This window comes from Cupriavidus sp. KK10 (assembly GCF_018223725.1).
GTDB lineage: Bacteria > Pseudomonadota > Gammaproteobacteria > Burkholderiales > Burkholderiaceae > Cupriavidus > Cupriavidus necator.
The window spans coordinates 1,795,233-1,819,930 of sequence record NZ_CP073677.1 but is presented as its reverse complement, the minus strand read 5'-3'; the positions used below and the strand labels follow the sequence as shown (position 1 = coordinate 1,819,930).

General features: G+C 65.9%; 23 protein-coding genes and 2 pseudogenes. 17 read left to right on the top strand and 8 right to left on the bottom strand.

Translation table 11 applies throughout. From position 1 onward, the window contains the following. Positions 1 to 15 precede the first annotated feature (15 nt). From KB879_RS08790 to KB879_RS08770, 5 genes are read right to left on the bottom strand one after another with little or no spacing between them, the layout of a single operon-like run. The gene (locus KB879_RS08790; RefSeq protein ID WP_153955060.1) at positions 16 to 642 is read right to left on the bottom strand and encodes an N-carbamoylsarcosine amidohydrolase; all 627 of its coding nucleotides are present in this window, start codon (positions 640 to 642) and stop codon (positions 16 to 18) included. 2 nt (positions 643 to 644) lie between these two features. Then, positions 645 to 1,700 carry a 2,5-dihydroxypyridine 5,6-dioxygenase gene (locus KB879_RS08785; RefSeq protein WP_153955059.1) on the bottom strand — a complete coding sequence of 352 codons (1,056 nt, stop codon included), beginning with the start codon at positions 1,698 to 1,700 and terminating at the stop codon, positions 645 to 647. Positions 1,701 to 1,716: 16 nt separating this feature from the next. Further along, positions 1,717 to 2,544: an alpha/beta fold hydrolase gene (locus tag KB879_RS08780; protein ID WP_211981020.1), complete on the bottom strand. Its 828-nt coding sequence runs from the start codon at positions 2,542 to 2,544 to the stop codon at positions 1,717 to 1,719. A 9-nt stretch (positions 2,545 to 2,553) separates the two neighbouring features. Continuing rightward, a complete protein-coding gene (locus KB879_RS08775; protein ID WP_013952442.1) occupies positions 2,554 to 3,306 on the bottom strand; it encodes an Asp/Glu racemase in 753 nt (250 codons plus the stop codon). Positions 3,307 to 3,327: 21 nt separating this feature from the next. Then, entirely contained in the window at positions 3,328 to 4,290 is a 963-nt protein-coding gene (locus tag KB879_RS08770; protein ID WP_013952441.1) for an amidohydrolase family protein, read from the bottom strand. Positions 4,291 to 4,729: 439 nt separating this feature from the next. Here KB879_RS08770 and KB879_RS08765 point away from each other — a divergent pair, with 439 nt between their 5' ends. The 10 genes from KB879_RS08765 to KB879_RS08720 all read left to right on the top strand — a co-directional run bounded on the left by KB879_RS08765 (position 4,730) and on the right by KB879_RS08720 (position 14,742). Then, positions 4,730 to 6,334 (top strand): MFS transporter, encoded by a 1,605-nt coding sequence (locus KB879_RS08765; protein ID WP_211981019.1) that lies wholly within the window; start codon positions 4,730 to 4,732, stop codon positions 6,332 to 6,334. A gap of 170 nt (positions 6,335 to 6,504) precedes the next feature. Beyond that, the gene (locus KB879_RS08760; protein ID WP_211981018.1) at positions 6,505 to 7,722 is read left to right on the top strand and encodes an ABC transporter substrate-binding protein; all 1,218 of its coding nucleotides are present in this window, start codon (positions 6,505 to 6,507) and stop codon (positions 7,720 to 7,722) included. A gap of 7 nt (positions 7,723 to 7,729) precedes the next feature. Beyond that, complete coding sequence (locus KB879_RS08755; RefSeq protein ID WP_211981017.1) at positions 7,730 to 8,536, top strand: ABC transporter ATP-binding protein; 807 nt, start codon at positions 7,730 to 7,732, stop codon at positions 8,534 to 8,536. After that, positions 8,533 to 9,270: an ABC transporter ATP-binding protein gene (locus KB879_RS08750; RefSeq protein WP_211981016.1), complete on the top strand. Its 738-nt coding sequence runs from the start codon at positions 8,533 to 8,535 to the stop codon at positions 9,268 to 9,270. The genes KB879_RS08755 and KB879_RS08750 overlap by 4 nt, the downstream gene beginning before the upstream one ends. Positions 9,271 to 9,280: 10 nt before the next feature. After that, positions 9,281 to 10,165, top strand: a complete 885-nt coding sequence (locus tag KB879_RS08745) for a branched-chain amino acid ABC transporter permease (protein ID WP_013952436.1) — start codon at positions 9,281 to 9,283, stop codon at positions 10,163 to 10,165. After that, positions 10,165 to 11,211 carry a branched-chain amino acid ABC transporter permease gene (locus KB879_RS08740; protein WP_211982149.1) on the top strand — a complete coding sequence of 349 codons (1,047 nt, stop codon included), beginning with the start codon at positions 10,165 to 10,167 and terminating at the stop codon, positions 11,209 to 11,211. Before KB879_RS08745 ends, KB879_RS08740 begins: the two co-directional genes overlap by 1 nt. An 82-nt stretch (positions 11,212 to 11,293) precedes the next feature. Next, a complete protein-coding gene (locus tag KB879_RS08735; RefSeq protein ID WP_013952434.1) occupies positions 11,294 to 11,599 on the top strand; it encodes a non-heme iron oxygenase ferredoxin subunit in 306 nt (101 codons plus the stop codon). An 11-nt stretch (positions 11,600 to 11,610) separates the two neighbouring features. Further along, positions 11,611 to 12,891, top strand: coding sequence for an NAD(P)/FAD-dependent oxidoreductase (locus KB879_RS08730; RefSeq protein WP_211981015.1), 1,281 nt, complete (start codon positions 11,611 to 11,613; stop codon positions 12,889 to 12,891). 10 nt (positions 12,892 to 12,901) lie between these two features. Beyond that, positions 12,902 to 14,191 carry an aromatic ring-hydroxylating dioxygenase subunit alpha gene (locus tag KB879_RS08725; protein ID WP_013952432.1) on the top strand — a complete coding sequence of 430 codons (1,290 nt, stop codon included), beginning with the start codon at positions 12,902 to 12,904 and terminating at the stop codon, positions 14,189 to 14,191. A gap of 35 nt (positions 14,192 to 14,226) precedes the next feature. Next, a complete protein-coding gene (locus KB879_RS08720) occupies positions 14,227 to 14,742 on the top strand; it encodes a nuclear transport factor 2 family protein (protein WP_228772516.1) in 516 nt (171 codons plus the stop codon). 39 nt (positions 14,743 to 14,781) lie between these two features. Here the strand turns inward: KB879_RS08720 and KB879_RS08715 are convergent, their stop codons facing one another. Beyond that, a complete protein-coding gene (locus KB879_RS08715; RefSeq protein ID WP_013952430.1) occupies positions 14,782 to 15,312 on the bottom strand; it encodes a MarR family winged helix-turn-helix transcriptional regulator in 531 nt (176 codons plus the stop codon). A gap of 75 nt (positions 15,313 to 15,387) precedes the next feature. Further along, complete coding sequence (locus KB879_RS08710) at positions 15,388 to 16,059, bottom strand: ankyrin repeat domain-containing protein (protein WP_153955055.1); 672 nt, start codon at positions 16,057 to 16,059, stop codon at positions 15,388 to 15,390. A 265-nt stretch (positions 16,060 to 16,324) separates the two neighbouring features. On the opposite strand from KB879_RS08710, the gene KB879_RS08705 reads away from it, so the two are divergent. From KB879_RS08705 to KB879_RS08690, 4 genes are all read left to right on the top strand, one after another. Then, positions 16,325 to 16,792: a nucleoside deaminase gene (locus KB879_RS08705; RefSeq protein WP_041228570.1), complete on the top strand. Its 468-nt coding sequence runs from the start codon at positions 16,325 to 16,327 to the stop codon at positions 16,790 to 16,792. A 372-nt stretch (positions 16,793 to 17,164) separates the two neighbouring features. Further along, positions 17,165 to 17,374, top strand: a complete 210-nt coding sequence (locus tag KB879_RS08700) for a hypothetical protein (protein ID WP_041228569.1) — start codon at positions 17,165 to 17,167, stop codon at positions 17,372 to 17,374. A gap of 67 nt (positions 17,375 to 17,441) precedes the next feature. Then, positions 17,442 to 18,143, top strand: coding sequence for an intradiol ring-cleavage dioxygenase (locus tag KB879_RS08695; RefSeq protein WP_153955054.1), 702 nt, complete (start codon positions 17,442 to 17,444; stop codon positions 18,141 to 18,143). 180 nt (positions 18,144 to 18,323) lie between these two features. Next, a complete protein-coding gene (locus tag KB879_RS08690; RefSeq protein WP_153955053.1) occupies positions 18,324 to 19,790 on the top strand; it encodes an MFS transporter in 1,467 nt (488 codons plus the stop codon). 145 nt (positions 19,791 to 19,935) lie between these two features. Here KB879_RS08690 and KB879_RS08685 read toward each other — a convergent pair whose 3' ends face one another. Next, positions 19,936 to 21,096 (bottom strand): RNA-guided endonuclease TnpB family protein, encoded by a 1,161-nt coding sequence (locus KB879_RS08685; RefSeq protein WP_211982147.1) that lies wholly within the window; start codon positions 21,094 to 21,096, stop codon positions 19,936 to 19,938. Positions 21,097 to 21,147: 51 nt separating this feature from the next. Between KB879_RS08685 and tnpA the strand changes: the two are divergent. From tnpA to KB879_RS08670, 3 genes and pseudogenes are all read left to right on the top strand, one after another. Next, positions 21,148 to 21,447: pseudogene (gene tnpA, locus KB879_RS08680) on the top strand (IS200/IS605 family transposase); the annotation flags it as partial. A gap of 132 nt (positions 21,448 to 21,579) precedes the next feature. Then, positions 21,580 to 22,671 (top strand): annotated as a pseudogene (locus KB879_RS08675) (IS5 family transposase). Between the two features lie 633 nt (positions 22,672 to 23,304). Continuing rightward, positions 23,305 to 24,696 carry an HlyD family secretion protein gene (locus KB879_RS08670; protein ID WP_211981014.1) on the top strand — a complete coding sequence of 464 codons (1,392 nt, stop codon included), beginning with the start codon at positions 23,305 to 23,307 and terminating at the stop codon, positions 24,694 to 24,696. Positions 24,697 to 24,698: the final 2 nt, after the last annotated feature.

The window sequence follows — 24,698 nt, the reverse complement described above, 5'->3', positions numbered from 1 at the left end:
GATTCATGCAAGCGCTCATTCGCGCACCCCGATAGCAGCCAGCCCCTCTGCGCGCGAGGCCACCGTCGCATACTTCTGCCCCATGTCGAACAGGTTGGCCTCATGCGGGCCGAGCGCCCTGTCGCCGACGCAATCCGACAGCACCAGCGGCCGGAAGCCGTACTGCATGGCGTCCACCACGCTGGCGCGCACGCAGCCGCTGGTCACGGCGCCGGCCACCACCAGCGTGCGCACGCCGCGCTGCGTCAGCCACGCGGCCAGCGACGTACCGAAGAATGCCGACGGCACGGTCTTGCGCACCACCAGCTCGCCCGCCCGTGGCGCCAGTTCTTCGACGATGGCACTGTTGCGCTCGCGCTCCTTCAGCGACAGCATGTTCGGCACCTTCATGGAGAAGATGTTGTGGTCCGACCCATCGTCCGCAAAGACGATGCGGCTGTGCGCGATCGCCCAGCCTTCGCGCCGTGCCACGGCCAGCAGCGGCACGGTGTTGGCGATGGCCTCGCGGATATTGCCGCCGCCGAACACCTCCGGATCGGCAAAGCCGTTGACGAAATCGACCACCAGCAGCCCGAACGGGCCCGCCAGTTCCAGGTCGTTGCCGAAGCCCTGGCGCTGGTACGCGCCGATCTCCTTGTGCATGGCTACTTCTCCTCCGGGTAGCGGAACCCGTCCGTGACCTTGCCGCGGGTCACCACATCCACGCCGTCCAGGCGGACGGTGCAGTTGCGCACGGGAATATCGATATGGCAAGCCGTGGTGCGGCTGCCGCCGGCTTCGTTATTGGGGCCGAGCGAGAACAGGAAGTTGCCCTCGAAGGCGCGCGCGTCCATGCCGATGGTGGCCTCACGATCGTACAGCCCCAGCGTGGACCAGTGGGCGCGCGGCTGCAGCCCCCAGCCGATATGCGAGATGGCATAGGCCTGCGGATCGTTGAAGGAGGCCATGTACTCGCTCAGCAACTCGGCGTGCAGGCCGCCTTCGATGCGCGTGGCAAAGCCGCCCTCCACCGTCAGCATGACCGGCTCGGTGACGTAGGTCTTCTGCGGCAGCAGGATGTCGCCGCGCTCCAGCACGATGGTACCGTTGGCCGAGCCCTCGTTGGGCCAGGTCAGCGCGAAGCCGCTGGGCCAGTGGTCCCAGCGCCCGGGCTCGTCGACAAAGCCATACTCGCTGATGGCCGGGAACTCGCCCAGCGGGCAGCGCAGGTCGGTGCCGGCCGGCGACACCACATGCATTTCCTTTGCGCCGGCCAGCCGCTCGGAGGCGGCCTTGACGCGCTCGCGGTCGGCCTCGCAAGGCACCAGGCGCGCCAGCACCTCGGGCGGCTCGACGGCCAGCAGGATTTTGGTGCCGCCCTTCAGGATGTCGTGCTGCTCGGGGGAGAACAGCAGCGTCATCAGGTCCAGCACCAGGTCGCTTTCCCTGAGCGCGGCAATCGCGGCTCGGTTGCCCGTGAGCGGGGTCGTTCCCAGGTAGGCCAGCGCGTCGCGGCTCAGCGCCTTCTCGCCGTTGACGGGCGGCAGGTCGAGCCGGTTGACGATGGCACCCATCGCCTGCGTGGCGATCAGCGCGGTGGAAAGGGTCTGCGGGTGGGTCGCGGCGCTGGTCAGGATGGTGACGGTCTGCCCCGGCTCCAGCCGGGACAGCTTCAGCACCTTGCGCCAGGCCTCGATCATCTGGTGGTCACTTACCGGCATGTCCGCTCCTTGCTGGTCATTGCGTCAGCGGCGCGCCGAGGAAGTCCCCCAGCGCCGCGTAAAAGCCCGCTTCGTCATCCCACGGGATCATGTGGCCGGCACCAGCAACGTGGCTGACCAGCACCCCCGGCAGCAGCGTGCGGATCTCCGCCACGTCCTCGGCGCGCACCACGTCGCCGCGCCCGGCAGTCACCAGCAGCGCCGGCACCGTGATCCTGGGCATGTCGGCATGGATGTCGCCGCGATGGAAATCCTCGAAGCTGTGCATCACGGCGTCTTCGTTGCAGGTATGCAGCCATTCGGCGCGCAGGCGCAACTGCTCGTCGGTCCAGGTCGGGCAGAAGCAGCGCATGCCTTCCACGTCGGTGCCCTGGCGCGACAGGCGGATGGAATCCACATACCACGGCAGTTGCGCGGGATACGCGCGGCGCCCGGGCCCCGACACCGGCGGATCGACCAGCACCAGTCTGGCCAGGCCGCCAGGCCGGCCCGCCGCGGCGCGCACGCCGATGCGCGCGCCCATCGAATGGCCAACCACGCTGTAGCGGCGCAGGCCGAGCGCCTCGGCAAAGGCCACCACGTCGCGGGCCTGGGCGTCGAGGCTGTAGTCCAGCCCGGCCTCAGCCGACGACAGGCCGCGCCCGCGCACGTCCAGCACATAGGTATCGAAGCTGGCGCCAAAGCGCTCGCCGACGAAGCCCCAGGTGATTGCCGGGCTGGTGATGCCCGGCACGATGATCACGGGATCGCGCGCGGCACGCGCACCGTCGTTGCCGCCATAGCGCAGGTAGTGCTGGCGAATGCCGTTGGCATGGACGTGGCCGCCATAAAGGAAGGTGGTCATGGCATACCCTCAGTAGGCGCCCGACAGCAGCGCGCCGGCGCCCGGCACGACCGGCTCCAGGTCCAGCGCCTTGAGCATGGCGTAGGTGGTGGCGATGGCCGCGGTGATGACCGGCTTGCCCGTCATCGCCTCCACCTTTGCCACGGCCGGGAGCGACGGCATCTGCACGCAGGCCGACAGCACGATGGCATCGACATCCGCCAGGTTCATCTGCGACACGATGCCGGGCAGCCGCGCCGGATCGTGGCGGCCGACCTCCAGGTTGTCCGGGATTTCCAGCGCACGGTAGTCCACCACCTCATAGCCTTCGTTGCGGATGTAGTCCACCACCAGCTCGGTCAGCGGCTTCATGTATGGCGCCACCACGGCGATGCGGCGCGCGCCGATCACGCGCAGCGCATCCACCAGCGCACCGGCGCTGGTGATGACCGGCGCGTCGCCGCCATTCTCGATGGTGTGGGCCTTCAGGCGCTGCTCCGACTTGCGGTGATAGCCGTGGCCCATGGCCATGATGGCGACCAGGCAGGCGTAGCCGAGCACGTCGACGCGGGCGTCGCTGAGCTCCACCGCGCAGCGGTCGGATTCGGCATCCATGGCGGCCAGCTCTTCCTTGACCACCTTCTTCATGCGCATGCGGCTGGAGTGGAAGGTAAAGCGCTCCGGACGGAGCTGCTGGCGCGCCAGCAGCATGGCGGGAATCTCGGTTTCCATGGTCGTGTTCGAGCTGGGAACGATCTGGCCGATGCGAAAGACTTTTTGCATGAGGGTCCTCGGGTTGTACGGTTACAGCTTGAGCAGGCGTTGCGCGTTGCCGTGGCAGACCAGCGCGCGCGTGGTGTCGTCGAGCGGCGCGTCCTCGATGAACTTCGCCGCGACTTCGGTGGATTCGTAGGGATAGTCGACCGAGAACATCACGGCCTCCGCGCCGAGCTCGGCAATGGCACCGGCCAGCGCACCGTGCGAGCACACCCCCGAGGTGGTGATGACGATATTGGTGCCGATATATTCCGAAGGCGCGCGCGCCAGCCGGACCCCGTGCGAATAGACCGCAAAGCGGCTGTCGAAGCGCCAGCGCTGGTACGGCAGGCCCTCGCCCATATGGCCGAGGATGATCTTCAGGCGCGGGAAGCGGTCGAACACGCCGCCGAACAGCAGCCGCAGCGCATGCGATGCGGTCTCGACGCCCCAGCCCCACGCCGCGCCGGTCAGCTCGGGGTGGCCCGCCAGGACCTGCGGCTGAACCAGCGCATCGGTCGGGTGCAGGTACATGGGCACGTCCAGCGCCTGCATGCGTTCCCAGAAAGCATCGTATGCAGGGTCGTCGTAGTAGCGCCCGTGGGTATGGCCGTTCACCAGCGAGCCCTTGAAGCCAAGCTCGCGCACGGCGCGTTCCAGCTCGCGCGCGGCCTGCTCCGGGTCGTGCATGGGCAGCGCGGCAAAGCCGGCAAAGCGCGTGGGGTGGCGCGCGATCTGCGCGGCCAGGAAGTCATTGCTCTCGCGTGCCCGCGCCACGGCAAGGCCGGAGTCGGACTCGCCCTGCACGCCCGGACCAGTCTGCGACAGCACCGTGATGTCGATGCCGGCGCGGTCCATCTCGGCGAGGCGGTCCTCGTCGAAATCGGCCAGGCGGCGGCCCAGTTCGGCAAAAACTGCTGGATCGATATGCTGCGTGAACGCCTTGGAATAGGCCTGGAAACCCGGCGTCATGAAATGCTCTTCGAGGGCGATCTTCTTCACTTTGGTCATGCTGGTGGGGCTCCTGATTGGTGAAATCGCTTCGCTGCGGGCGCGTCCCGCACGGCATGCGGCGTGCGCCCATGCAATTGCTCAGTACACTGATTAGTTTCGGATTCTAGTCAGCGAAATTCCAAAAGTCTAGAAGCGGCGCGGAGGGTTAACACCTATAACGATGGCCATACACCCTCAGTACACTGAGCCCAGATGCTCAGTATGCTGACGATATTAAAAGACCATTTAAATAGGCGATTTCGGGCATTCCGGCACATTGTGGACTGGCCCCGCATTTTGCTCAGCATACTGCGTTTCTCATCAGCATACTGACTGATGCACCGGAAGGATGCGGCGCTGCACTGCGCGAGGGACCGACAGGCCCTGGCCAGCGGCGCCGGCACCGCCGGGACGAGCAGACATATAGAGACAATAGCTACACCAAAGGACCCCCGCCATGACGATCAGCCTGACTCGCAGCGAGACACGCGCCCCCGCCTCCCGCATGACAGCCGAGGAGCGCAAGGTCATCCTTGCCTCTTCCTTCGGCGCCCTGATGGAGTGGTACGACTTCTACATCTACGCCGCACTGGCGGTGTACTTCGGCGCACTGTTCTTCCCCAAGGGCAATGAGACTGCCGCTTTCCTGGCCAGCCTGGCTACCTTCGGCGCAGGCTTCCTGATACGGCCGGTGGGCGCGCTGCTGTTCGGCCGCCTGGGCGACCTGATCGGGCGCAAGTACACCTTCCTGGTCACCATCCTGCTGATGGGTGTTGCCACCGTCGGCGTTGGCGTGCTGCCCACGTATGAGCAGATCGGCATCACCGCCACCGTGCTGCTGGTGTTGCTGCGCTTGCTGCAAGGCCTGGCGCTGGGCGGCGAGGTCGGCGGCGCGGTCACCTACGTGGCCGAGCACTCCCCCGTGCACAAGCGCGGGCTGTACACCAGTTCGCTGCAGACCACGGCAACGCTGGGCCTGCTGTCCTCGTTGCTGGTCGTCTACCTGCTCAAGACCTTCCTGACCGAGGCCGAATTCCGTGAGTGGGGCTGGCGCATTCCCTTTATCGTGTCGCTGGTGATGCTGGTGATCTCGGTCTACATCCGCGGCAAGCTGCATGAATCGCCGGTCTTTGCCCGGATGAAGGCCGCCAACACCACCTCCAGGGCGCCGATCCGCGAGAGTTTCACCAACTGGAAGAACCTCAGGTCCGTGCTGCTGCTGTTCGTGGTGGCGGCGGGCCTGGGCGCCATCTTCGGCACCGGCCACTTCTACTCGATGTTCTTCCTCAACAAGACGCTGCACGTGCCGCTCGAAACGGTCCACAAGCTGATCGGGATCGCGCTGGTGGTGGCCACGCCCTGCTACCTGCTGTTCGGCTGGCTGTCCGACCGCATCGGCCGCAAGTACATCATGATGGCCGCCTGCCTGCTGGCGGCGGTGTGCATCCAGCCGGTGTTCAAGGGCCTGACGCACTATGCCAATCCGGCACTCGAGCAATTCCAGCAGCAAGGCGCCGTGCAGGTGACGGCCGGCGACTGCAAGGCGCGCCTGTTCGGCGAGCCGGTATCCGCCTGCGACAAGATCCGCGGCTACCTGACCGACCTGGGCGTGGGCTACACCTTCATGCCGGCCAGCAATCCGGCGCAGGCGGAAGTGCGCATCGCGGATCGCACGCTGCAGGGCTTTGACCGCGACGCCATCAAGGGCGCGCTGGTGGCGGCCGGCTGGCCGGAGCGCGCCGATCCCTCGAAGATCAACACGCCGATGGTATTCGTGCTGCTGCTGGTCCCGATCCTGTTCCTGGCCATGGTGTATGGGCCCATGGCGGCCTTCATGGTGGAACTGTTCCCGGCCCGGGTGCGCTACACCTCGCTGTCCCTGCCCTTCCACCTCGGCGCGGGCTGGGTCGGCGGCATGCTGTCCTTCGTGGTCACGGCCATGAACGTGGCCAGCGGCGACGTCTACTTCGGCCTGTGGTACCCGGTGATCATCGCCGGCCTGGCCTTCGTCATCGGCATGCTGTTCGTGCCGGAGACGCGCGGCCGCGACCTGGCCACCTGAGCGGCACTACGGGTGAAGCTGAAGGGCGGATCTCTCCGCCCTTTTTCCCGGCCAACTATTCAGCATACTGAGTTTATCCGCGCTACTGCGGCGCAGCGATGGCGCCGCGGTCTGCCGACGCAGCCATCGCAACCATTCGAATCTTTCGCGTAGACAACCTGGAGCCCCTGATGGCCACCTCTCGCATCCTCCGCACCCTCGCTGCGTCCTCCGCCCTGCTGGGCCTGGCCGCCGCCACGCCCGCACTGGCCGACACCAATGGCGTGAAGATCGGCGTCATCACCGATATGTCCGGCTCCTATGCCGACCTCTCCGGCAAGGGCTCCGTGCTTGCCGCGCAGATGGCCGTGGAAGAGTTCGGCGGCAAGGCCCTCGGCAAACCGGTGACGGTGCTTTCCGCCGATCACCAGAACAAGGCCGATATCGCGTCGTCGCTGGCGCGCCGCTGGTTCGATACCGATGGCGTCGACATGGTGATCGACTTCCCCAACTCTTCGACCGCGCTGGCGGTGCAGGAGGTGGCGCGGCAGAAGCAGAAGATCGACATCGTCTCGACCGGTGGCGCCATGGCGCTGACCAACCAGAACTGCTCGCCCACCGGCTTTCACTGGGCCTGGGACACGTATTCGGTGTCTTACCCGCTGGTGCGCCGCATGATCGAACAGGGCCGCAACAGCTGGTACTACATCACCGTAGACTACGCCTTCGGCCAGTCGCTGGAGGCAGATTTCCGCAAGGCCGTGGACGCCGGCGGCGGCAAGAACGTGGGCGCTACCCGGCATCCGCTCAACGCCAGCGATTTCAGCAGCCCGGTGGTGGCCGCCTCGGCTTCCAAGGCCAAGGTGGTGGTGCTGGCCAACGCCGGCAACGACATGATCAACGGCGTCAAGGCAGCCGGCGAATTCGGCCTGATCAAGGCCGGCCAGACCGTGATCACGCCCTCCACCTTCATCACCGATCTCAAGAGCCTGGGCCTGAACGCCGCGCAGGGGCTGACCTATGTCGACCCGTTCAAGCTCGACCTGGATGGCAAGTCGAAGGACTTCGTCGAGCGCTACTACAAGCGCCACAAGGCCTATCCCACGCATGGCCAGATCGGCGTCTACTCCGGCGTGCTGCATTACCTGAAGGCGGTGGAGGCAGCGAAGACCGTGGAAGGCCCGGCCGTGGCGGAGAAGATGCGCGCGCTGCCCGTCAACGATGCCTTCGTGCGCAACGGCAAGGTGCGTGTCGACGGCCGCATGGTGCATGACATGTACCTGGCCCAGGCCAAGACCCCGGCCGAGTCCAAGGGCCCGTGGGACCTGGTCAGGTATATCGGCACGATCCCCGGCGACGAGGCCTTCCGACCGCTGTCGGCCAGCGAATGCCCCCTGGTAAAGAAGTGAGCGCGCCATGCCTGACACCGATGTAATCCTGCAGACGCAGGGACTGACCAAGGCGTTCAAGGGCTTTACCGCAGTCAGCGATGTCAGCCTGTCCGTGCGGCGGGGCTCGATCCACGCGCTGATCGGGCCCAACGGCGCCGGCAAGACCACCTGCTTCAACCTGCTGACGAAGTTCCATGCCCCCTCGTCCGGCTCGATCCATTTCAACGGCACGGACATCACCGCGCTGCGCCCGGCCCAGATCGCCCGCATGGGGGTGATCCGGTCGTTCCAGATCTCGGCGGTATTTCCGCAACTGACGGTGCTGGAGAACGTGCGCATCGCGCTGCAGCGCCGGCTCGGGACGTCCTGGCATTTCTGGCGCGGCAAGCGCTCCCTGTCGCGGCTGGACGGCCGCGCCATGGAACTGCTAGATGCGGTCGGCCTGGCAGGCTTCGCGGACCTGGGCACGGCGGAGCTGGCCTACGGGCGCAAGCGCGCGCTGGAGCTTGCCACCACGCTGGCGACCGATCCGGAGCTGATGCTGCTGGACGAACCGACGCAAGGCATGGGCCATGAAGACGTGGAGACCGTCACCGCCCTGATCAAGCGCGTTTCGGCAGGGCGGACGGTGCTGATGGTGGAGCACAACATGAGCGTGGTGTCGTCCATCGTGGACCGCATCACCGTGCTGCAGCGCGGCGCGGTGCTGGCAGAAGGCACCTATGACGAGATCGCACGCAATCCGCAGGTAAGGGAAGCCTATATGGGAACCACCGACGAACCCGAAGACCGCCATGCAGCCGCGGCGGCCCTGAGCGCGGAGGCATCATGACCAGGACGGCCTCCCCTGCCCTCGAACTGCGCGGCCTGCACGCCTGGTACGGTGAATCGCACATCCTTCACGGCGTGGACCTGACCGTCAACCCGGGCGAGGTGGTGACGCTGCTCGGCCGCAACGGCGCCGGGCGCACCACCACGCTGCGCGCCATCATGGGCCTGGTCGGCATGCGCAAGGGTTCGGTGTGCGTGCACGGCCAGGAAACGATCGGCATGAAGACGCACCGCATCGCGCCGCTGGGGCTGAGCTACTGCCCGGAAGAGCGCGCCATCTTCGCCAGCCTGTCCTGCGAGGAGAACCTGCTGCTGCCGCCGCAATTCGCCTGCACCCCGGGCGCAGTCGGACTGCGCGAGCCGATGACGCTGGGCGAGATCTACGAGATGTTCCCCAATCTGCATGAGCGGCGCAAGAGCCAGGGCACGCGCATGTCGGGCGGGGAGCAGCAGATGCTGGCGGTAGCCCGCATCCTGCGCACCGGTGCCAGCGTGCTGCTGCTCGACGAGATCTCGGAAGGCCTGGCGCCCGTGATCGTGCAGAAGCTGGCGAAGATGATCGCCATGCTGCGCAGCCGCGGCTACACCATCGTCATGGTGGAGCAGAACTTCCGCTTTGCCGCGCCACTGGCGGACCGCTTCTTCGTGATGGAGCACGGCCGCATCGTCGAGGCGCTCGGCGCCAATGAGCTCGAACGAAAGATGCCCACGCTCAGCGCCTTGCTGGGCGTTTAAGGAGATTTGCATGGAATTGTTTGGAGTGCCCCTGCCCGCGCTGCTGAGCCAGTTGCTGCTGGGGCTTGTCAACGGCTCGTTCTACGCGATCCTGAGCCTGGGGCTAGCGGTGATCTTCGGCCTGCTCAACGTGATCAACTTTGCGCACGGCGCGCTGTTCATGCTCGGCGCGGTGCTGGCCTGGATGGGCCTGAACTACCTCGGGCTGAACTACTGGCTGATGTTGGTGCTGGCACCGGTGGTGGCCGGCGCGCTCGGCGTGGTGCTTGAGCGCACCATGCTGCGCCACCTCTACCGCTTCGACCACCTGTACGGGCTGCTGCTGACGCTGGGCATCTGCCTGCTGATCGAAGGCGCGCTGCGCTCGGTCTACGGCGTCTCCGGCCTGCCCTACCCCACGCCCGAAGCCTTGTCTGGCGTGAGCCACCTGGGCTTCATGGTGCTGCCCAACTACCGCGCATGGGTGGTGCTGGCGTCGCTGGCGGTGTGCTTTGCCACGTGGTTCATGATCGAGAAGACCCGGCTGGGCGCCTACCTGCGCGCCGGCACCGAGAATCCGCGCATGGTCGAGGCGTTCGGCGTCAACGTGCCGCTGCTGGTGACGCTGACCTACGCTTTCGGCGTGGGCCTGGCCGCGCTGGCGGGCGTGCTGGCCGCGCCGGTGATGCAGGTCTCGCCGCTGATGGGCCAGAACCTGATCATCACGGTCTTCGCCGTGGTGGTGATCGGCGGCATGGGTTCGATCCTGGGCTCGATCTTCACCGGACTTGGGCTGGGTGTCTTCGAGGGCATCACCAAGGTCTACTACCCCGAAGCCTCCGCGACGGTGGTCTTCGTCGCCATGGTGTGCGTGTTGCTGGTGCGCCCCGCCGGGCTCTTTGGAAAGGAAAAATGATGGCAAGCGGAAAGCGTGCAACCTTCGCCTACGGACTGCTGCTGGCGGTCCTGCTACTCGCGCCCTGGCTGGGCGCCTACCCGGTGCTGGTGATGAAGCTGCTGTGCTTCGCGCTCTTTGCCTGCGCCTTCAACCTGCTGCTGGGCTACACCGGGCTAGTGTCGTTCGGCCATGCGGCCTTCTTCGGCGGCGCCGCCTATGCCTGCGGCTATGCGATGAAGTCCCTGCAGCTGACGCCGGAGCTGGGCCTGCTGGCCGGCACCGCGTTCGGGGCCCTGCTCGGCCTGGTGTTTGGTGCATTGGCGATACGCAGGCAGGGTATCTACTTCGCCATGATCACGCTGGCGCTGGCGCAGATGTTCTACTTCTTCTGCCTGCAGACGCCCGCGACCGGTGGCGAAGACGGCCTCCAGGCGGTGCCGCGGGGCGACCTGTTCGGCGTGCTGCCGCTGGCGTCGGACCACACCATGTACTACGTCGTGCTGCTGATCACCGCCGCGGCCTTCCTCGGCATCATGCGCATCGTCAACTCGCCGTTCGGGCAGATCCTGCGCGCGATCAAGGAGAACGAGCCGCGTGCCATCTCGCTGGGCTATGACGCGGACCGCTTCAAGCTGCTGGCGTTCGTGCTGTCGTCGGCACTGGCCGGGCTGGCGGGCGCGCTCAAGACCCTGGTGCTGGGCTTTGCCACGCTCACCGACGTGCACTGGATGATGTCGGGCACGGTCATCCTGATGACGCTGGTCGGCGGCATGGGCACGTTGTCGGGCCCGCTGGTCGGCGCGCTGGTGATCGTGGCGCTGGAAAATAAGCTGGGCGACGCCGGCAACGCGCTCGCGGCCATGACCGGCATCGGCTGGTTCGAAGCGCTGGGCGAATCGGTCAGCATGGTGACAGGGCTGATCTTCGTGGTGTGCGTGCTGACGTTCCGCCGCGGCATCATGGGCGAGATCCTGGCTCGCTGGCAGGCCCGCCCGTCGCTGCAGGCCGGCGCGCCCGCGGTGGGGCCAGCCAGATCCGGCGCGGCCAACCCCGGCCAGGGTTAACCAGAATACTGCGAGCGAAAAACATCAGTACACTGATCTTAAATATTCAGCATACTGACAAATACAATTCACGGAGATCGCCATGGCATGGATTGAAATCGACGCCGCGCACGGCCTGCAGAACGACGAGGTCATGCCGCTCACGCTGGGGGACCGCCAGCTCGCCGTCTATCGCAGCGACGACCAGTACTTCGTCACCGACAACGTCTGCACGCACCAGTACGCGCTGCTGTCCGACGGCTACCTGGAAGACGGCTGCATCGAGTGCCCGCTGCACCAGGCCCGCTTCGACATCCGCTCCGGCAAGGCCATGTGCGCGCCTGCCACCAGCGACATCCGCACCTACCCGGTCAAGTTCGAAGACAGCCGGGTGTGGGTCGAGCTTTGAAGGAGCCGAGCATGCCACAAGACACGCCCATCCTGATTGTCGGCGCCGGCCAGGCTGGCGCGATGGCCGCTGCCGAACTGCGCAGGCTCGGCCATCGTGGCCGCATCGTCATGGCCGGCGGCGAGCGCCATGCACCGTACGAACGCCCGCCCCTGTCCAAGTCCTTGCTCGCCGACGCCGCACAGGACGGCAAGATCGGCGTGCACCCCGCCGGCTTCTATGCCGGGCAGGACATCGAGCTACGGCTTGGCACCACGGTCACCGCGCTGGACCCCGCGCACAGCGTGGCGCACTGCGCAGATGGCGAGGCCATTCGCTACGCCGCCTGCCTGCTCGCCACCGGCGGCAATGCGCGCGTCCTGCCCGCGCTGCCGCCAGGCACGCCCCATGTGCACTACCTGCGCACACTCGACGACGCCGCCCGCCTGCGCGATGCCATGCAGCGTGCGCGCGAGGTGATCGTGATCGGCGGCGGTTTCCTTGGCCTGGAAACGGCTTCGACCGCGGCCGGCATCGGCCTCCGGGTCACGCTGATCGAAAGCGCCGACCGGCTGCTCGGCCGCGCGCTGCCGCCCGAGCTTGGCAGCTGGCTGGCGCAGCGCGTGCTAGCGCAAGGCGTTGAACTGCGGCTCGGCTGCGGCATCGCGGCCCTGGTGTCGCAGGCCGATGGCGTGCAGGTCCGGCTGGCGGATGGCGCGGCGTTGCAGGCGCCGCTGGTGGTGGTCGCGATCGGGCTGACGCCCGAGGTGGCGCTCGGCGCCGCCGCCGGCCTGGCGCTGGATCCCGCCAACGGCGGCATCCAGGTCGACCAGCAGGGCCGCACCAGCGCGGCCGGCATCTATGCCGCGGGCGACTGCTGCAGCCAGTACCAGCCCCTGTTCGGCGCCCACATGCGGCTGGAATCCTGGCAAAGCGCCAACGAGCAGGCGCGCATCGCCGCCGCGGCCATGCTGGGCGTGCAGGCCGAACCCGCGGCGATGCCGTGGTTCTGGACCGACCAGTTCGGCTGCAACGTGCAGATGCTCGGCGCGGCCACTCCCGATACCCGCTACGCCTGGCGCGGCATCGCCGCCAGCGACGCGCCCTCCCCCAGGTTCATGCTGCTCGGCACCCGGCACGGCCGGCTCAGCCACGCCATTGCCATCAATGCCGGCGGCGACTTGCGGCCGTTGCGCGCGCTCTTCGGCCATGCCGTCGAAGACCTGCTACCACGGCTGTGCGATGACGCCTTGCCGCTGCGACAGCTGGTGCGCGACCTCCCGACGGCAGCGGCCAGCCCCACTACACTCTGAGGACTCCCACATGTACCAGACACAAGCGGTGATCCAGCACACGCTGGGCAAGAAAGACGCCGGCCTGGCCGACTGCCGTTGGCCCGAAGACAGCCTGCACTACATCCCGGACTGGGTCTACACCAGCAAGGAGGTGCATGACCTCGAGCTGCAGAAGATCTTTCGCGGACGCTCCTGGAACTACGTCGCGCTCGAAGCGGAGATCCCCAACGCCGGCGACTACAAGCGCTCCTATGTCGGCGCGACGCCGGTGGTGGTGTCGCGCGCCGAAGACGGCTCGGTCAACGTCTTCGAGAATCGCTGCGCGCACCGCGGCGCCGAGTTCTGCCGCCACAGCCAGGGCAATGCGAAGGAATTCGTCTGCCCCTATCACCAATGGTCCTACGACCTCAAGGGCAACCTGCAGGGCGTTCCGTTCAAGCGCGGCGTCAATCGTGCGGGCGGCATGCCCAGGGACTTCCGCAACGAGGACCACGGCCTGGTCAAGCTGAACGTGGCCACGCGCAACGGCGTGGTCTTCGCCTCGTACGCGGCGGACATGGAAAGCCTGGAAGACTATCTGACGCCGGAGATCCTCAAGGACTTCGACATCGTCTTCAACGGCAAGCCGCTCAAGGTGCTCGGGTATTACAAGAACGAACTCCCGTGCAACTGGAAGATGTACCACGAGAACCTCAAGGACCCGTACCACGCCACGCTGCTGCACTCCTTCCTGGTGGTGTTCGGGCTGCTGGTGGCGGGCAATGAAAGTGCCATGATCGCCGATCCGGTGCACGGGCGGCACGGCACCATGGCGTCGGCGAAAAAGGAAGACAAGTACGCGGCCGTCAGCGACGAGAACAAGAAGGAGATGCGCTCATACCATGAGGGCATGCGCCTGGAAGACGAACGCTTCCTGGAGTATGTGAAAGAGTTCGATTCGCCGTGGTCGGTGACGATGCAGACGATCTGGCCGAACCTGATCGTGCAGCGCGAAATGAACACCCTCGGCGTGCGCCAGATCGTGCCCAACGGCCCCGACAGCATGCTGATGCTGTGGACCATGTTCGGCTACGAGGACGATACCGAGGAGATGACGCAGCACCGCCTGCGCCAGGGCAACCTGATGGGCCCCGCAGGCTTCCTGGGGTTGGAGGACAACGAGGCGATGAAGTTCGTGCAGGAAGGCGTGCGCCGCTCCAGCAGCGACCTCAATGTGCTCAAGCTGGATCCGGACCAGGTCGGCACCTCCAACTCCCTGATCTCCGAATCCGCCATCCGTGCGATGTACCAGTACTACCGCGGCGTGATGGGGTTCTGAACGGCGGCTAACGGGATTCCCAGAATATGAAACCGATGAACTATTCCCTCTATTGCGAGAGCGCCCTCGGCACCGCGCGCGCCATTGAACTGCGGCTGGAGATCGAGGCCTTCCACGCGGAATACTGCGCGGTGCTCGACGCCGGCCTGGTCGAGCAATGGCCCCGCTTCTTCACCGAGGACGCGCTCTACCGGATCACCGCGCGCGAGAATGCCGAGCGCAACCTGCCGGTGGGGCTGGTCTACGCCGAAGGCGTGGGCATGATGCGCGACCGCGCCGCTGCGATTGCCAATACGCAGATGTTCGCGCCGCGCTACAACCTGCACCTGGTGACCAACACGCGCGTCAGCGACGAAACCGCGGACGGCGATATCCTGGCACAGGCCAACTACATGCTGCTGCAAACGCTGGTGGAGGGCCCCACCACGATCCACCTGGCGGGGACCTACTACGACCGGTTCCGCCGCCAGGGTGGCAGGCTGCTGCTGCGCGAGCGGCAGGTCGTCTACGACACCACCATCATCGCCAACGACCTGGTCTACCCGGTCTGATGCGCCTGCGCACGGCGGGCCTTGCGCCCGCCGTCGGGCTTACATGCTGCGCAGCACGGTGCGGCTGTACTGGTTGTTGGCTTCCACCAGCGTCGCCAGCAGGTCCATGAACACTTCGCGCTGAGCGGGCTTCAGCGGCGCCAGCATGCGCTCCTGCGCACGCGCCATGTCGGCACGCAGCGCCGTGACCACGCTCTTGCCTTCCCGCGTCAGGTAGACATGGCGGGTGCGCCGGTCGGCGGGGTTGTCGCGGCGCTCTACCAGCCCGCGCTCTTCGAGCCGGCGCACGACATCGGCGGTCGTGGTCCGGTCCAGGCCGACCTCCTGCCCGAGCGAGGTCTGGTCCAGCCCCGGCAGCACCGACAGCACCGTCAGGATGGCATATTGCACGGGCGTGATGTTCGGCGACTTGCACTCCTCGAAGAACATCGCGACGTGGATCTGGTGCAAGCGCCGCACCAGGAACCCCGGACGTGCCCAGAGCAACTCCTTTGCCGGATCGGCTTCCGGCACGGCATCCGCCGCCTCACTACTGCCGCTCGTTGCGTTGCGTTTCGCTCTCGCAGACATCGCTCTCACCATTTTGTATGCACACTGACAGTATATATGAGGCAGACGAGAGCGAGCCGCCTTGCGGCGCAAGGATCAGCGTGCACCGGCGGCGCTGAGAATCTGCTCGATCCGGGTATAGCCGCGCTGGCGCGCATGCTGCAGCGGCGTGACGCCGTCGCCGTCGGCCAGGTTCACGTCGGCGCCCGCCTTGACCAGCAGGCGCACGATCTCGGTATGGGCCTGCCCGCCGTTGCCGAGGATGATGGCCTCGAGCAAGGCCGTCCACTTGAGCTTGTTGACGTGGTTCACGGCCACGCCGGCAGCGATCAGCGTGCGCACGGTCTCGACATGGCCGCGCTCGGCGGCGGGAATCAGCGCGGTGCCGCCGTAGCGGTTGGTGCTGCGCAGGTCCGCGCCATGGGCCAGCGTCAGGCGCAGGATCTCGTTGTAGCCGCGCGCGCCGGCGTACAGGTAGGGGCTGTCGTGGATGGCGTCTTTCGCATTCACGTCGGCACCGGCATCGATCAGGACCCTGGCCGCCTGCACGCGATTGTGGTGCGTGGCCAGCAGCAGCGCCGTACGTCCCTGCGCATCGCGGTCATCGATGCTGGCGCCCTGGCCAAGCAATGCGGTGACCTGCGCGGCGTTGCCGCTGGCCGCGGCCTCGCGCAGCTGTTGTTCGGGCGGGCCGCCGGCGGCGGCTAAGGTGGGTGTCAGCATGGCAATGACCAGGGCAAGGCAGATGGACAGGCGCGCCGCCAGCATGTTCTTTCCTCCGTGCGGATGCGTCAGGTGCAAGGGGTATCAGGCTATCGATGCGGTCGGGTGCATTCTGTCATGCCGGCCACGCCGCGCGAAGTGATGGATTCGAATGCGCGCCAGTGCCATCGCCAATAGCCGGTACTGCACGCGCACGGCCCAAATACGCCCTATAACAACCCACGCCACCATGCCGGCGCGCGCTGGCCTATATTCCCGAGGCCCGAACCATCGTCCGCCTGCACGGGCCAGGCCTCACTGGAGACAACGCGTGTCCACGACAGAAGCCTATCTGCTTGATTCCATCCGCCTCGCCATGGAGAACGTGCGCGAACGCAATACCTGGCCCTTTGGCGCCGTGGTCGTCAGGGACGGCAAGGTGCTGGCCCGCGCGGTAAACGAGGTGGAGGCCAACTGCGACCCGAGCGCGCACGCCGAAATGCAGGCGGTGCGCGCCGCCAGCCGGGCGCTGGGCAAGCCGGACCTGAGCGGCTGCACGGTGTACGCCAGCGGCTACCCCTGTCCGATGTGCCTGTCGGCGATGTACCTGGCCGGCGTGAAGGCGGTCTACTACGCCTACTCCAATGAAGACGGCGAACCCTACGACCTGTCCGCGGAGCGCGGCTATATCGAACTGGCCCGGCCGCTGGAGCAACGGGAGATGACGCTGGCCTATGTGCCGGCGCGCGACGAGGGCATCGACCTGTACGAGGCGTGGCGCGAGCAGCAGGGCCAATAGACGCCACCATGCGGCGCAAGCGGTGCAGCCGGTGCAAAGGGCGGGAGGCTGCCGCCCCGATTGCACAGCATCGGCATGGCCATCACATTGTCATCGTGACAGGTTAATAGTGAATCACGATGCCGGCGGTGCTACGCCCGGTCACATGTAACGTTGAGCCGTTGCACGGAACCGCGTGCTGCCGGCCTCGTCAAACAAATTAGTCGCCGGAGACAGGATGCGGCGCCGCAGCATTCCACCGCGGCGCAGCACATGCACGCGGCATGTGCTGCATCGTCTCCAGGACTTTTTGACCTCTTCCCGCGCCCGCGTCGGCGCCGCTGCGCCGCGCAGACTCCCAGCAAACGCCCCCCTCTAGCCAAGGAGACGAACGTGCTGAGCCCGCATGAACTTGCCACACTACTATTGTTGAGCGATGGTCCGGATTCCCTCGATTCCAGCGATTCCCGCCAGATCGATCCCATCGACCTGAAGGCACTGGTCGAAAAGCAACTCGTACAACTTGACATCCTGCACGGCAGCCGGCAGGAGCCGCGCATCACCAGCCACGGCTACTCGATGCTCAAGGCGATGAGACGCTGACGCCCCCAAAGCCAGCCCGGCAGCACCACGCGCCGCAAGGCGCACCCGGAACACCACGGAGCCCACGATGACGGAGCGCCCAGCAGTTGGCGCCGACGGCACGGCAGACACTGACGCGGCGCGCCGCCGATTCCTGCATGAGCTGGGCGGCCTGCTTGCCGCGGCCGGCATCGCGCCCGGCGCGGCAGCGGCAGCAGCCACCCCCGCCGCCTGCCTGCTGACGCCCGCCGCCACCGAAGGCCCCTTCTATCTTGACGACGCCCAGGTACGCGCCGACATCCGCGACGACCGGCCCGGACAACCCTTGCGCCTGCGCATCCGGGTAGTGGATGCCGGGCGCGGCTGCACGCCAGTGCCGGGGGCGCTGGTCAGCATCTGGCATTGCGATGCTGACGGCAGCTACAGCGGCGAAGGCCGCGGCAACCGCCAGGCGCGGTTCCTGCGCGGCGTCCAGCCCACCAGCCAGGACGGCGTGGCAACGTTCATGTCGATCTATCCCGGCTGGTACGCGCCGCGCGCCATCCATATCCATTTCAAGGTGCTGCTCGGGCAGTCGGAAGCTCTGACCAGCCAGCTGTACTTCAGCGATACCCTAAACCGCGAGGTGCTGAGCAGCCACCCGGCCTACCGCGCGCACGGCGTGCCGTCGCGCGCCACCGCGCAGGACCCGATCGCGGGATCCCACCCGAACCAGATGCGCGTGCGCCAGGCCGCTGATGCAGCGGGGCTGCTGGAGGCCGAGTTCACGGTCGGCATCGCCCGCCCCTGAGCCGCCCGGGCCCGTATCCGCGGCATCGGCGGATTCCGCCTAAAACGTGCGCGGGCGCAAAGACCAGCGCCATGGTGTGCTGGCCGTTGCTGCTCTACGTCTTCCCCGGCATCGGCCTCTGGCAGCCCACGGTGCTGTACCGCTGAGCGCGGCGGCACCCGTTTCCTATACTGCTTGGCGATGCCAACCGATACCGCCCTCGCCAGCCTTCCCGTCGACACCGCATTCCGCACCGACATTCCCGGGCGGCTGGACCGCCTGCCATGGTCGCGCTGGCACTGGCGCGTGGCGATTGCGCTGGGTGTTGCCTGGGTGCTCGATGGCCTGGAAGTCACGCTGGTGGGCTCGGTCGGCGCCGTGCTGGAGCGCCCCGATACGCTGGGCCTAACCGCGACGCAGGTGGGCTGGTCGGGGTCGCTGTATATCGCCGGCGCGGTGCTCGGGGCGCTGGTGTTCGGGCGCATGGCCGACCGCCTCGGGCGCAAGCGGCTGTTCCTGGCCACGCTCGCGGTCTACATGGTGGCGACGCTGGCCACCGCGTTCTCACCCGGCTTTGCCTTCTTTGCGGCCTGCCGCTTCTTCACCGGCCTTGGCATCGGCGGCGAATACGCGGCCATCAACTCCGCCATCGACGAACTGATCCCCGCGCGCGTGCGCGGGCGCGTCAACCTGGCCATCAACGGCAGCTTCTGGCTGGGCGCGGCGCTCGGCGCGGGGCTGAGCCTGGTGCTGCTCGATGCGCGCGTGTTCGGCCCGGTCTGGGGCTGGCGCGTCTGCTTCGCGCTGGGCGCGGTGCTGGCCGTGGCAATCGTGCTGGTGCGCAGGCATGTGCCGGAGAGCCCGCGCTGGCTTGCCACTCACGGCCGCCTGGAAGAGGCCGAGCGCGTGATCGCCGCGATCGAGGCCGAGGTGCGCGCCCGCCACGGCCCACTGCCGCCGGTGGCACCCGATTGCGTGGCGATGACCATGCGCCGGCGCGCCGCGCCGGGCGTGGGCGAAGTCATGCGCCTGCTGTTGCGGCGCTTCCGCCGCCGCAGCGTGATCACGCTGGCGCTGATGGTGGCGCAAGCCTTCTTCTACAACGCGATCTTCTTCACCTATGCGCTGGTGCTGACGCGCTTCTATGCCGTGCCGGAAGCGCGCGTGGCGCTGTATATCTTTCCCTTTGCGCTGGGTAACGCCCTGGGACCGCTGCTGCTTGGCCCGCTGTTCGACCACATCGGGCGCCGGCGCATGATTGGCGCCACCTACGTGCTGTCCGGCATCGGCCTGGCGCTGACCGGCTGGGCCTTCGTTGCAGGCTGGCTCGATGCGCGCGCCCAGGCGCTGTGCTGGTCAGCGGTGTTCTTCCTGGCCTCGGCCGCGGCCAGTTCCGCCTACCTGACCGCCAGCGAAGTATTCCCGCTGGAAATGCGCGCGCTGGCGATCTCGGTCTTCTATGCCGTGGGCACCGGCACCGGCGGCTTTATCGCGCCGGTGCTGCTGGGCGCGCTGATTGAAAGCGGCAGCCGCGAAGCCGTGGCGGCAGGCTACGGCTTCGGCGCGGTGCTGGTGATCGTTGCCGGGCTGCTGGCGTTGCGCTTCGGCATCGACGCCGAACGCCGGCCGCTGGAGCACATCGCGCCGCCGCTCGCTGCCGACGATTAGCCGCATCACCGCAGCGCTGTTGACATCCTCCCCGTCCTCAGCCTTCGGCTGCCGCCTTATGGCGGAAAGGACGAGGATTCCTACGGCGCTACGTGATGCTCTACGTAGTCACTTCGGTGGGTTCCTGCTTCGTAGAGCGGCTTGACTACGCCGACTCTCCACAGGCTGCAACGCGGTGCCCCCGCGCCAAAATGTTGATCGCGCCGACCACGTCGGCGTGATTCGCATAGCCGCATGCCACACAGGCGAAGCTCGCCTGGCTCTGCCGGTTCTCGGCAGATACATGCCCGCAGCAAGGGCACGTGCGACTGGTGTGCTGTGGCGGCACAGCTATTAGCCAGCCGCCATTCCACGCTAGCTTGTATTCCAGTTGACGCCCGAACTCGTACCAACCCTGATCGAGGATGGCCTTGTTCAGGCCGGACTTGGCCCTGACGTTCTTGCCCGGTTGCCCGCTTGAACCGGCCGCTGACTTGGACATGTTCCGTACCTTCAGGTCCTCGATACACACCATCGCTTGATTTTCGCTGATCGTGGTCGTGGCTTTGTGCAGGTAGTCGAGGCGGGCGTTACCGATGCGTGCGTGGATACGCTGGATTCGGGCCTTGGACTTCTTCCAGTTGTTGCTGAATTTCGTCTTGCGGCTCATCGCCCGCTGCGCACGGCGCAGTCTGGCTTCGTGCTTCCTAAAGCTGTTGAGCGGCGCGAGGAAAGTGCCATCGCTCATGGTGGCAAAGCGAGCGATGCCCATGTCGATGCCGATGGCGCTGGTGGCTTTCGGCACAGGTCGCTCGACCTTCCGCTCAGTCTGGATCGAAACAAACCACTTGCCGCCCGAAAGACTGACGCAGGCATTGCGTACCTCACCGAGTACGTCGCGGCTGTTCCTGTATCGCAGCCAGCCCAGCTTGGGCAAAAAGATACGCGAGTTGGTCTGATCAAGCTTGATTTGCTTCTGGTCGGGATAGCGGAAACTGTCGCCCAGACCCTTCTTCTTGAAACGCGGGAAGTCGGCCCGTTTTGCGAAGAAATTTGTGTAGGCCCGCTCCAAGTCCTTGAGCGTCTGTTGAAGAGGATGGACTGGTGCATCGGCCAGCCATGCTGTTTCCGTGCTGTTGCGCCACCCCGTGAGTTGCTTACACAGACCGGCATAGCTGAGCTTCTTTTCGCCTTGATCGTAACGCTGTTTCTGCAACGCCAGCGCCTTGTTATAGACGAACCGGCACGATCCGGCATAACGGCGCATGTTGCGCTGCTGCTCGCCGTTCGGCATCAATTCGTATTTGAAGGCTTGAAGACGCTGCATGGCCCAATCATACTCTTGGCCTATGAGCGACGACAATGACCGGCAGAGGACCTGCGCGACATATTTACCGGCGTTTGCGCAGATTTCGAAGCTGAACTGGTGGAGTTCGATGGGGAGGACGATCACGTTCACCTTCTTGTGAACTACCCGCCAAAGGTCGCGGTGTCCGCACTGGTAAACAGCTTGAAAGGGGTATCCAGCCGTATGATCCGAAAGAAGAACTACCCGAGCATCAGCAGGAAGCTATGGGGCGGTGCGCTGTGGTCGCCGTCTTACTTCGCAGGGAGCTGCGGCGGTGCGCCCATCGAGATCATCCGCCAATACATTGAGCAACAACAGACGCCGCATTAGCCGCCGAAAGGACGCCGACGGCGTCCGCGCTATCCTTCCCCGGCCTAACAGGCCGCTGAAATACCTCCAGGGAATGTCGGCGCCACGACAGGCTGAAGCGTTGATCTGAGAACTCCACCCAACCCCAGATTCATGCGCGGCGCTGACACCTTCACGGAAAGCTTATTCACCATGAGGCGGCTGGAAGATTTCGTGCCGAAGTCCCACCCGCTGCGCTCTATCCGCACCATGGCCAACCAGGCGCTGGTGAAGATGGACCGGTTGTTCGCGCAGATGTACGAGGCCGATATCAAAGGTGGCCAGCCCAGCATCGCGCCGGAAAAGCTGCTCAGAGCCATGCTGCTGCAGGTGCTCTACAGCATTCGCTCCGAGCGCCAGCTCATGGAGCAGACGCAGTACAACCTGCTGTTTCGCTGGTTCATCGGGCTGTCGATGGACGACAGAGTTTGGGTGCCTACGGTCTTCACCAAGAACCGCGAACGGCTGATCAAGCACGATGCCGTGATCGAGTTCTTCAACGAGGTGATGGTCATTGCGCAGAAGAAGGACTGGCTGTCTGGCGAGCACTTCAGCGTGGACGGCACGCTGATTCAGGCGTAGGCAGGTCACAAGAGCTTCGTGCGCAAGGATGGCAGCGACGACGATAGCGGCGACTTCAGGGGTCGCAAACGCAGCAACGAGACGCACGAGTCCAAGACCGATCCCGATGCCAAGCTGTACCGCAAGGGCAAGACCGCCTGCGAGCTGCGCTACATGGGCCATACTCTGAGCGACAACCGCCACGGCCTGGTGGTGAGCGCCATGGTGACCAATGCGGACGGACACGCCGAACGCGAGGCCGCGAAGGTCATGCTCAACGATGCCAGGCAGGTAACTGAAGACCCGAATGTGGAAGTGACTGTCGGCGCGGACAAGGGCTACGACGCGCAGGAGTTCATCCAGGCGTGCCTGGAAATGAAGGTGACTCCCCACGTGGCACAGAACACCTCGGGGCGGTGCTCGGCCGTTCCTGATGCCATTGCTTGCAGCGCCGGTTATGCCGTCTCGCAGCAGAAGCGCAAGCTGATCGAGCAAGGCTTTGGATGGATCAAGACCGTTGGCCGCATGCGTCAGGTGATGGTGCGCGGACTCAAGAAGGTCGACCAGATGTTTGTGCTGAGCATGGCTGCCTACAACCTCGTGCGCATGCGCTCGCTGGGAAAAATCCGTCCGCAGTTGCAGTAATCGCGGTAATGAGGCCGGAAATGAGCGCCAAAACGCGAAAAAAAAACGACGCAGTGAAGCCCGGCTTCCGGATGTGAAATGTAGCGAACACACCAGCCCTTTTGGGGGAAGCTCCGCCGCTTCCATGGTGAGTACTTCAGCAGCCTGCTAAACGCCGAGGCTTGCCGCGCACCTGGTCAAAACCCCGTCAATGTGTGCTGCATTCGTCGTTCATCGCATGCCATGTTACCGCCGTGTTAAGCAGTGCTACAGCCTCCCCTTACACATTTTTACAGCAAGGGACGGGGCAACTGACTAGCCTTTAACTCACACACGGCGGCCTGAGTGCATGAATCTTTGCGTCAGCGGGCTGCCACTTCGTGGTCATTGACTGGCCATTGTTCAACTCTGCCCGGATGAAGCCGGGCTAATCCACGGGCTGCTTGTCGGCCCAATTGCAAGGTGCGCCGATACGGCCTGGCCACATCGCGCGTGCTGCAGACAACAAACTGAATTGGGGACATGCAAGCCGGGCACCGCGCGACAGCCCTTGCGCGACGCTACCTGCTTGCCTGGAATTTCGCTCATCCGACCTGCACCCTGTGCATGCCGGCTGGGACGCTTTTTTGACTTTGCTTGCCGGAGAACAACACCATGGCCGACCAGCGCAATAATCCGCCACCCAGACAACACCCGCTGACACCGGCACCGCTGCGCCAGCCCCACGGCGACGGCCTGGTGCAACGCCCGCAGCCCGTTCCGGTGCCGCTGTGGCACATCGTGCCGCGCATGGCGGGCTACGGCGTGGTGCTGTTCATCATCTGGGCCGTACTGACAATCATGTTTCCAAATGTGTTTACGCGCTCGTCGGAGCGGGCCGTGGTGAACAGCCCGGTCAGCCTGGTGACGTCTCCCGTGGAAGGCATCGTGATGAAGCAGATGGTGGCCGCGGACCAGCCGTTCTCGGCCAACCAGGCGCTGATGATCGTGCAGAACCCGAACATCGACCGTTCGCTGCTGGTCGACCTGACCGGCAAGAAGCTCGACAACCAGCAGCGCTATGACTCTGCCAAGGCGCGGCTGGAAAGCAACCGCCGGCTGATGGCCGCCACCGAGCAGGACCTGCAGCGCTACAACAGCGCTGCGCAACGCGAGCACGGGGCGCGCGTACGCGCGCTGGAGGCGCGCCTGGCATCGGCCAAGGCACAGGAAGACCAGCAGCAGGAAGTGGTCAACCGCAACCAGAGCATGCAGTGGGCCGGCGCGGTCAGCGAGGCCTACACCAATGCCTCGCGCTACCAGCTGTCGATGCTCTCCAATGCCAAAGCTGCGGCCAAGGCCGAGCTGGATAACGCCGTCGGCGTGAGCGAGGCCGCGCGCAACAAGGTCTATGCCTCGTCCACCGACGGTCCCAGTGCCACGCTGGCCCAGCGGCGCCAGGTGCTGAGCGCGGAATCGGCACAGCTGACGGCAGAGCTGGAACAACTGGAGGCCTATGGCAAGTCGGTCGAGGAGATGATCGCCACGGAACAGGAACGCCTCGACCGGCTCTCGAACCTGGAGATCCGCTCGACTGAACCCGGCACCATCGAAGACCTGATCGCGCAGCCTGGCATGCGCGTGGCCGCCGGCGCCACCCTGGCGCGCGCCAGCAACTGCGCGCAGACGCGCGTGGTGGCGGTGTTCCCGCGCAGCCTCAGCGACAACCTGCTGCCCGGTGCACGGCTGAACGTGCATGTCGACGGCGTGCCCACGGCGTTGCCGGCATCGGTGGCAGAGGTGCTGCCGCGCGCGCCGGACGGCGACCAGGCGCGTTACTTCGTGCCATTCCCGCCGATCGAGAAGAACGAGATCTATGTGATCGCCAAGCTCGACCGCCCGCTGGACAACGTGCCGGGCAAGGCTGCTGCCTCAGGGACAGCAACACGGGCAGCGGCAGGGGCAGCGGCAGGGCCAAGCCAATCCGGCCATTGCGGCATGGGCCGCTGGGCGCGCGTGACGCTGAACCAGAGCTGGCTGGGCCAGCTGCGGGCATCGCTGATATAACC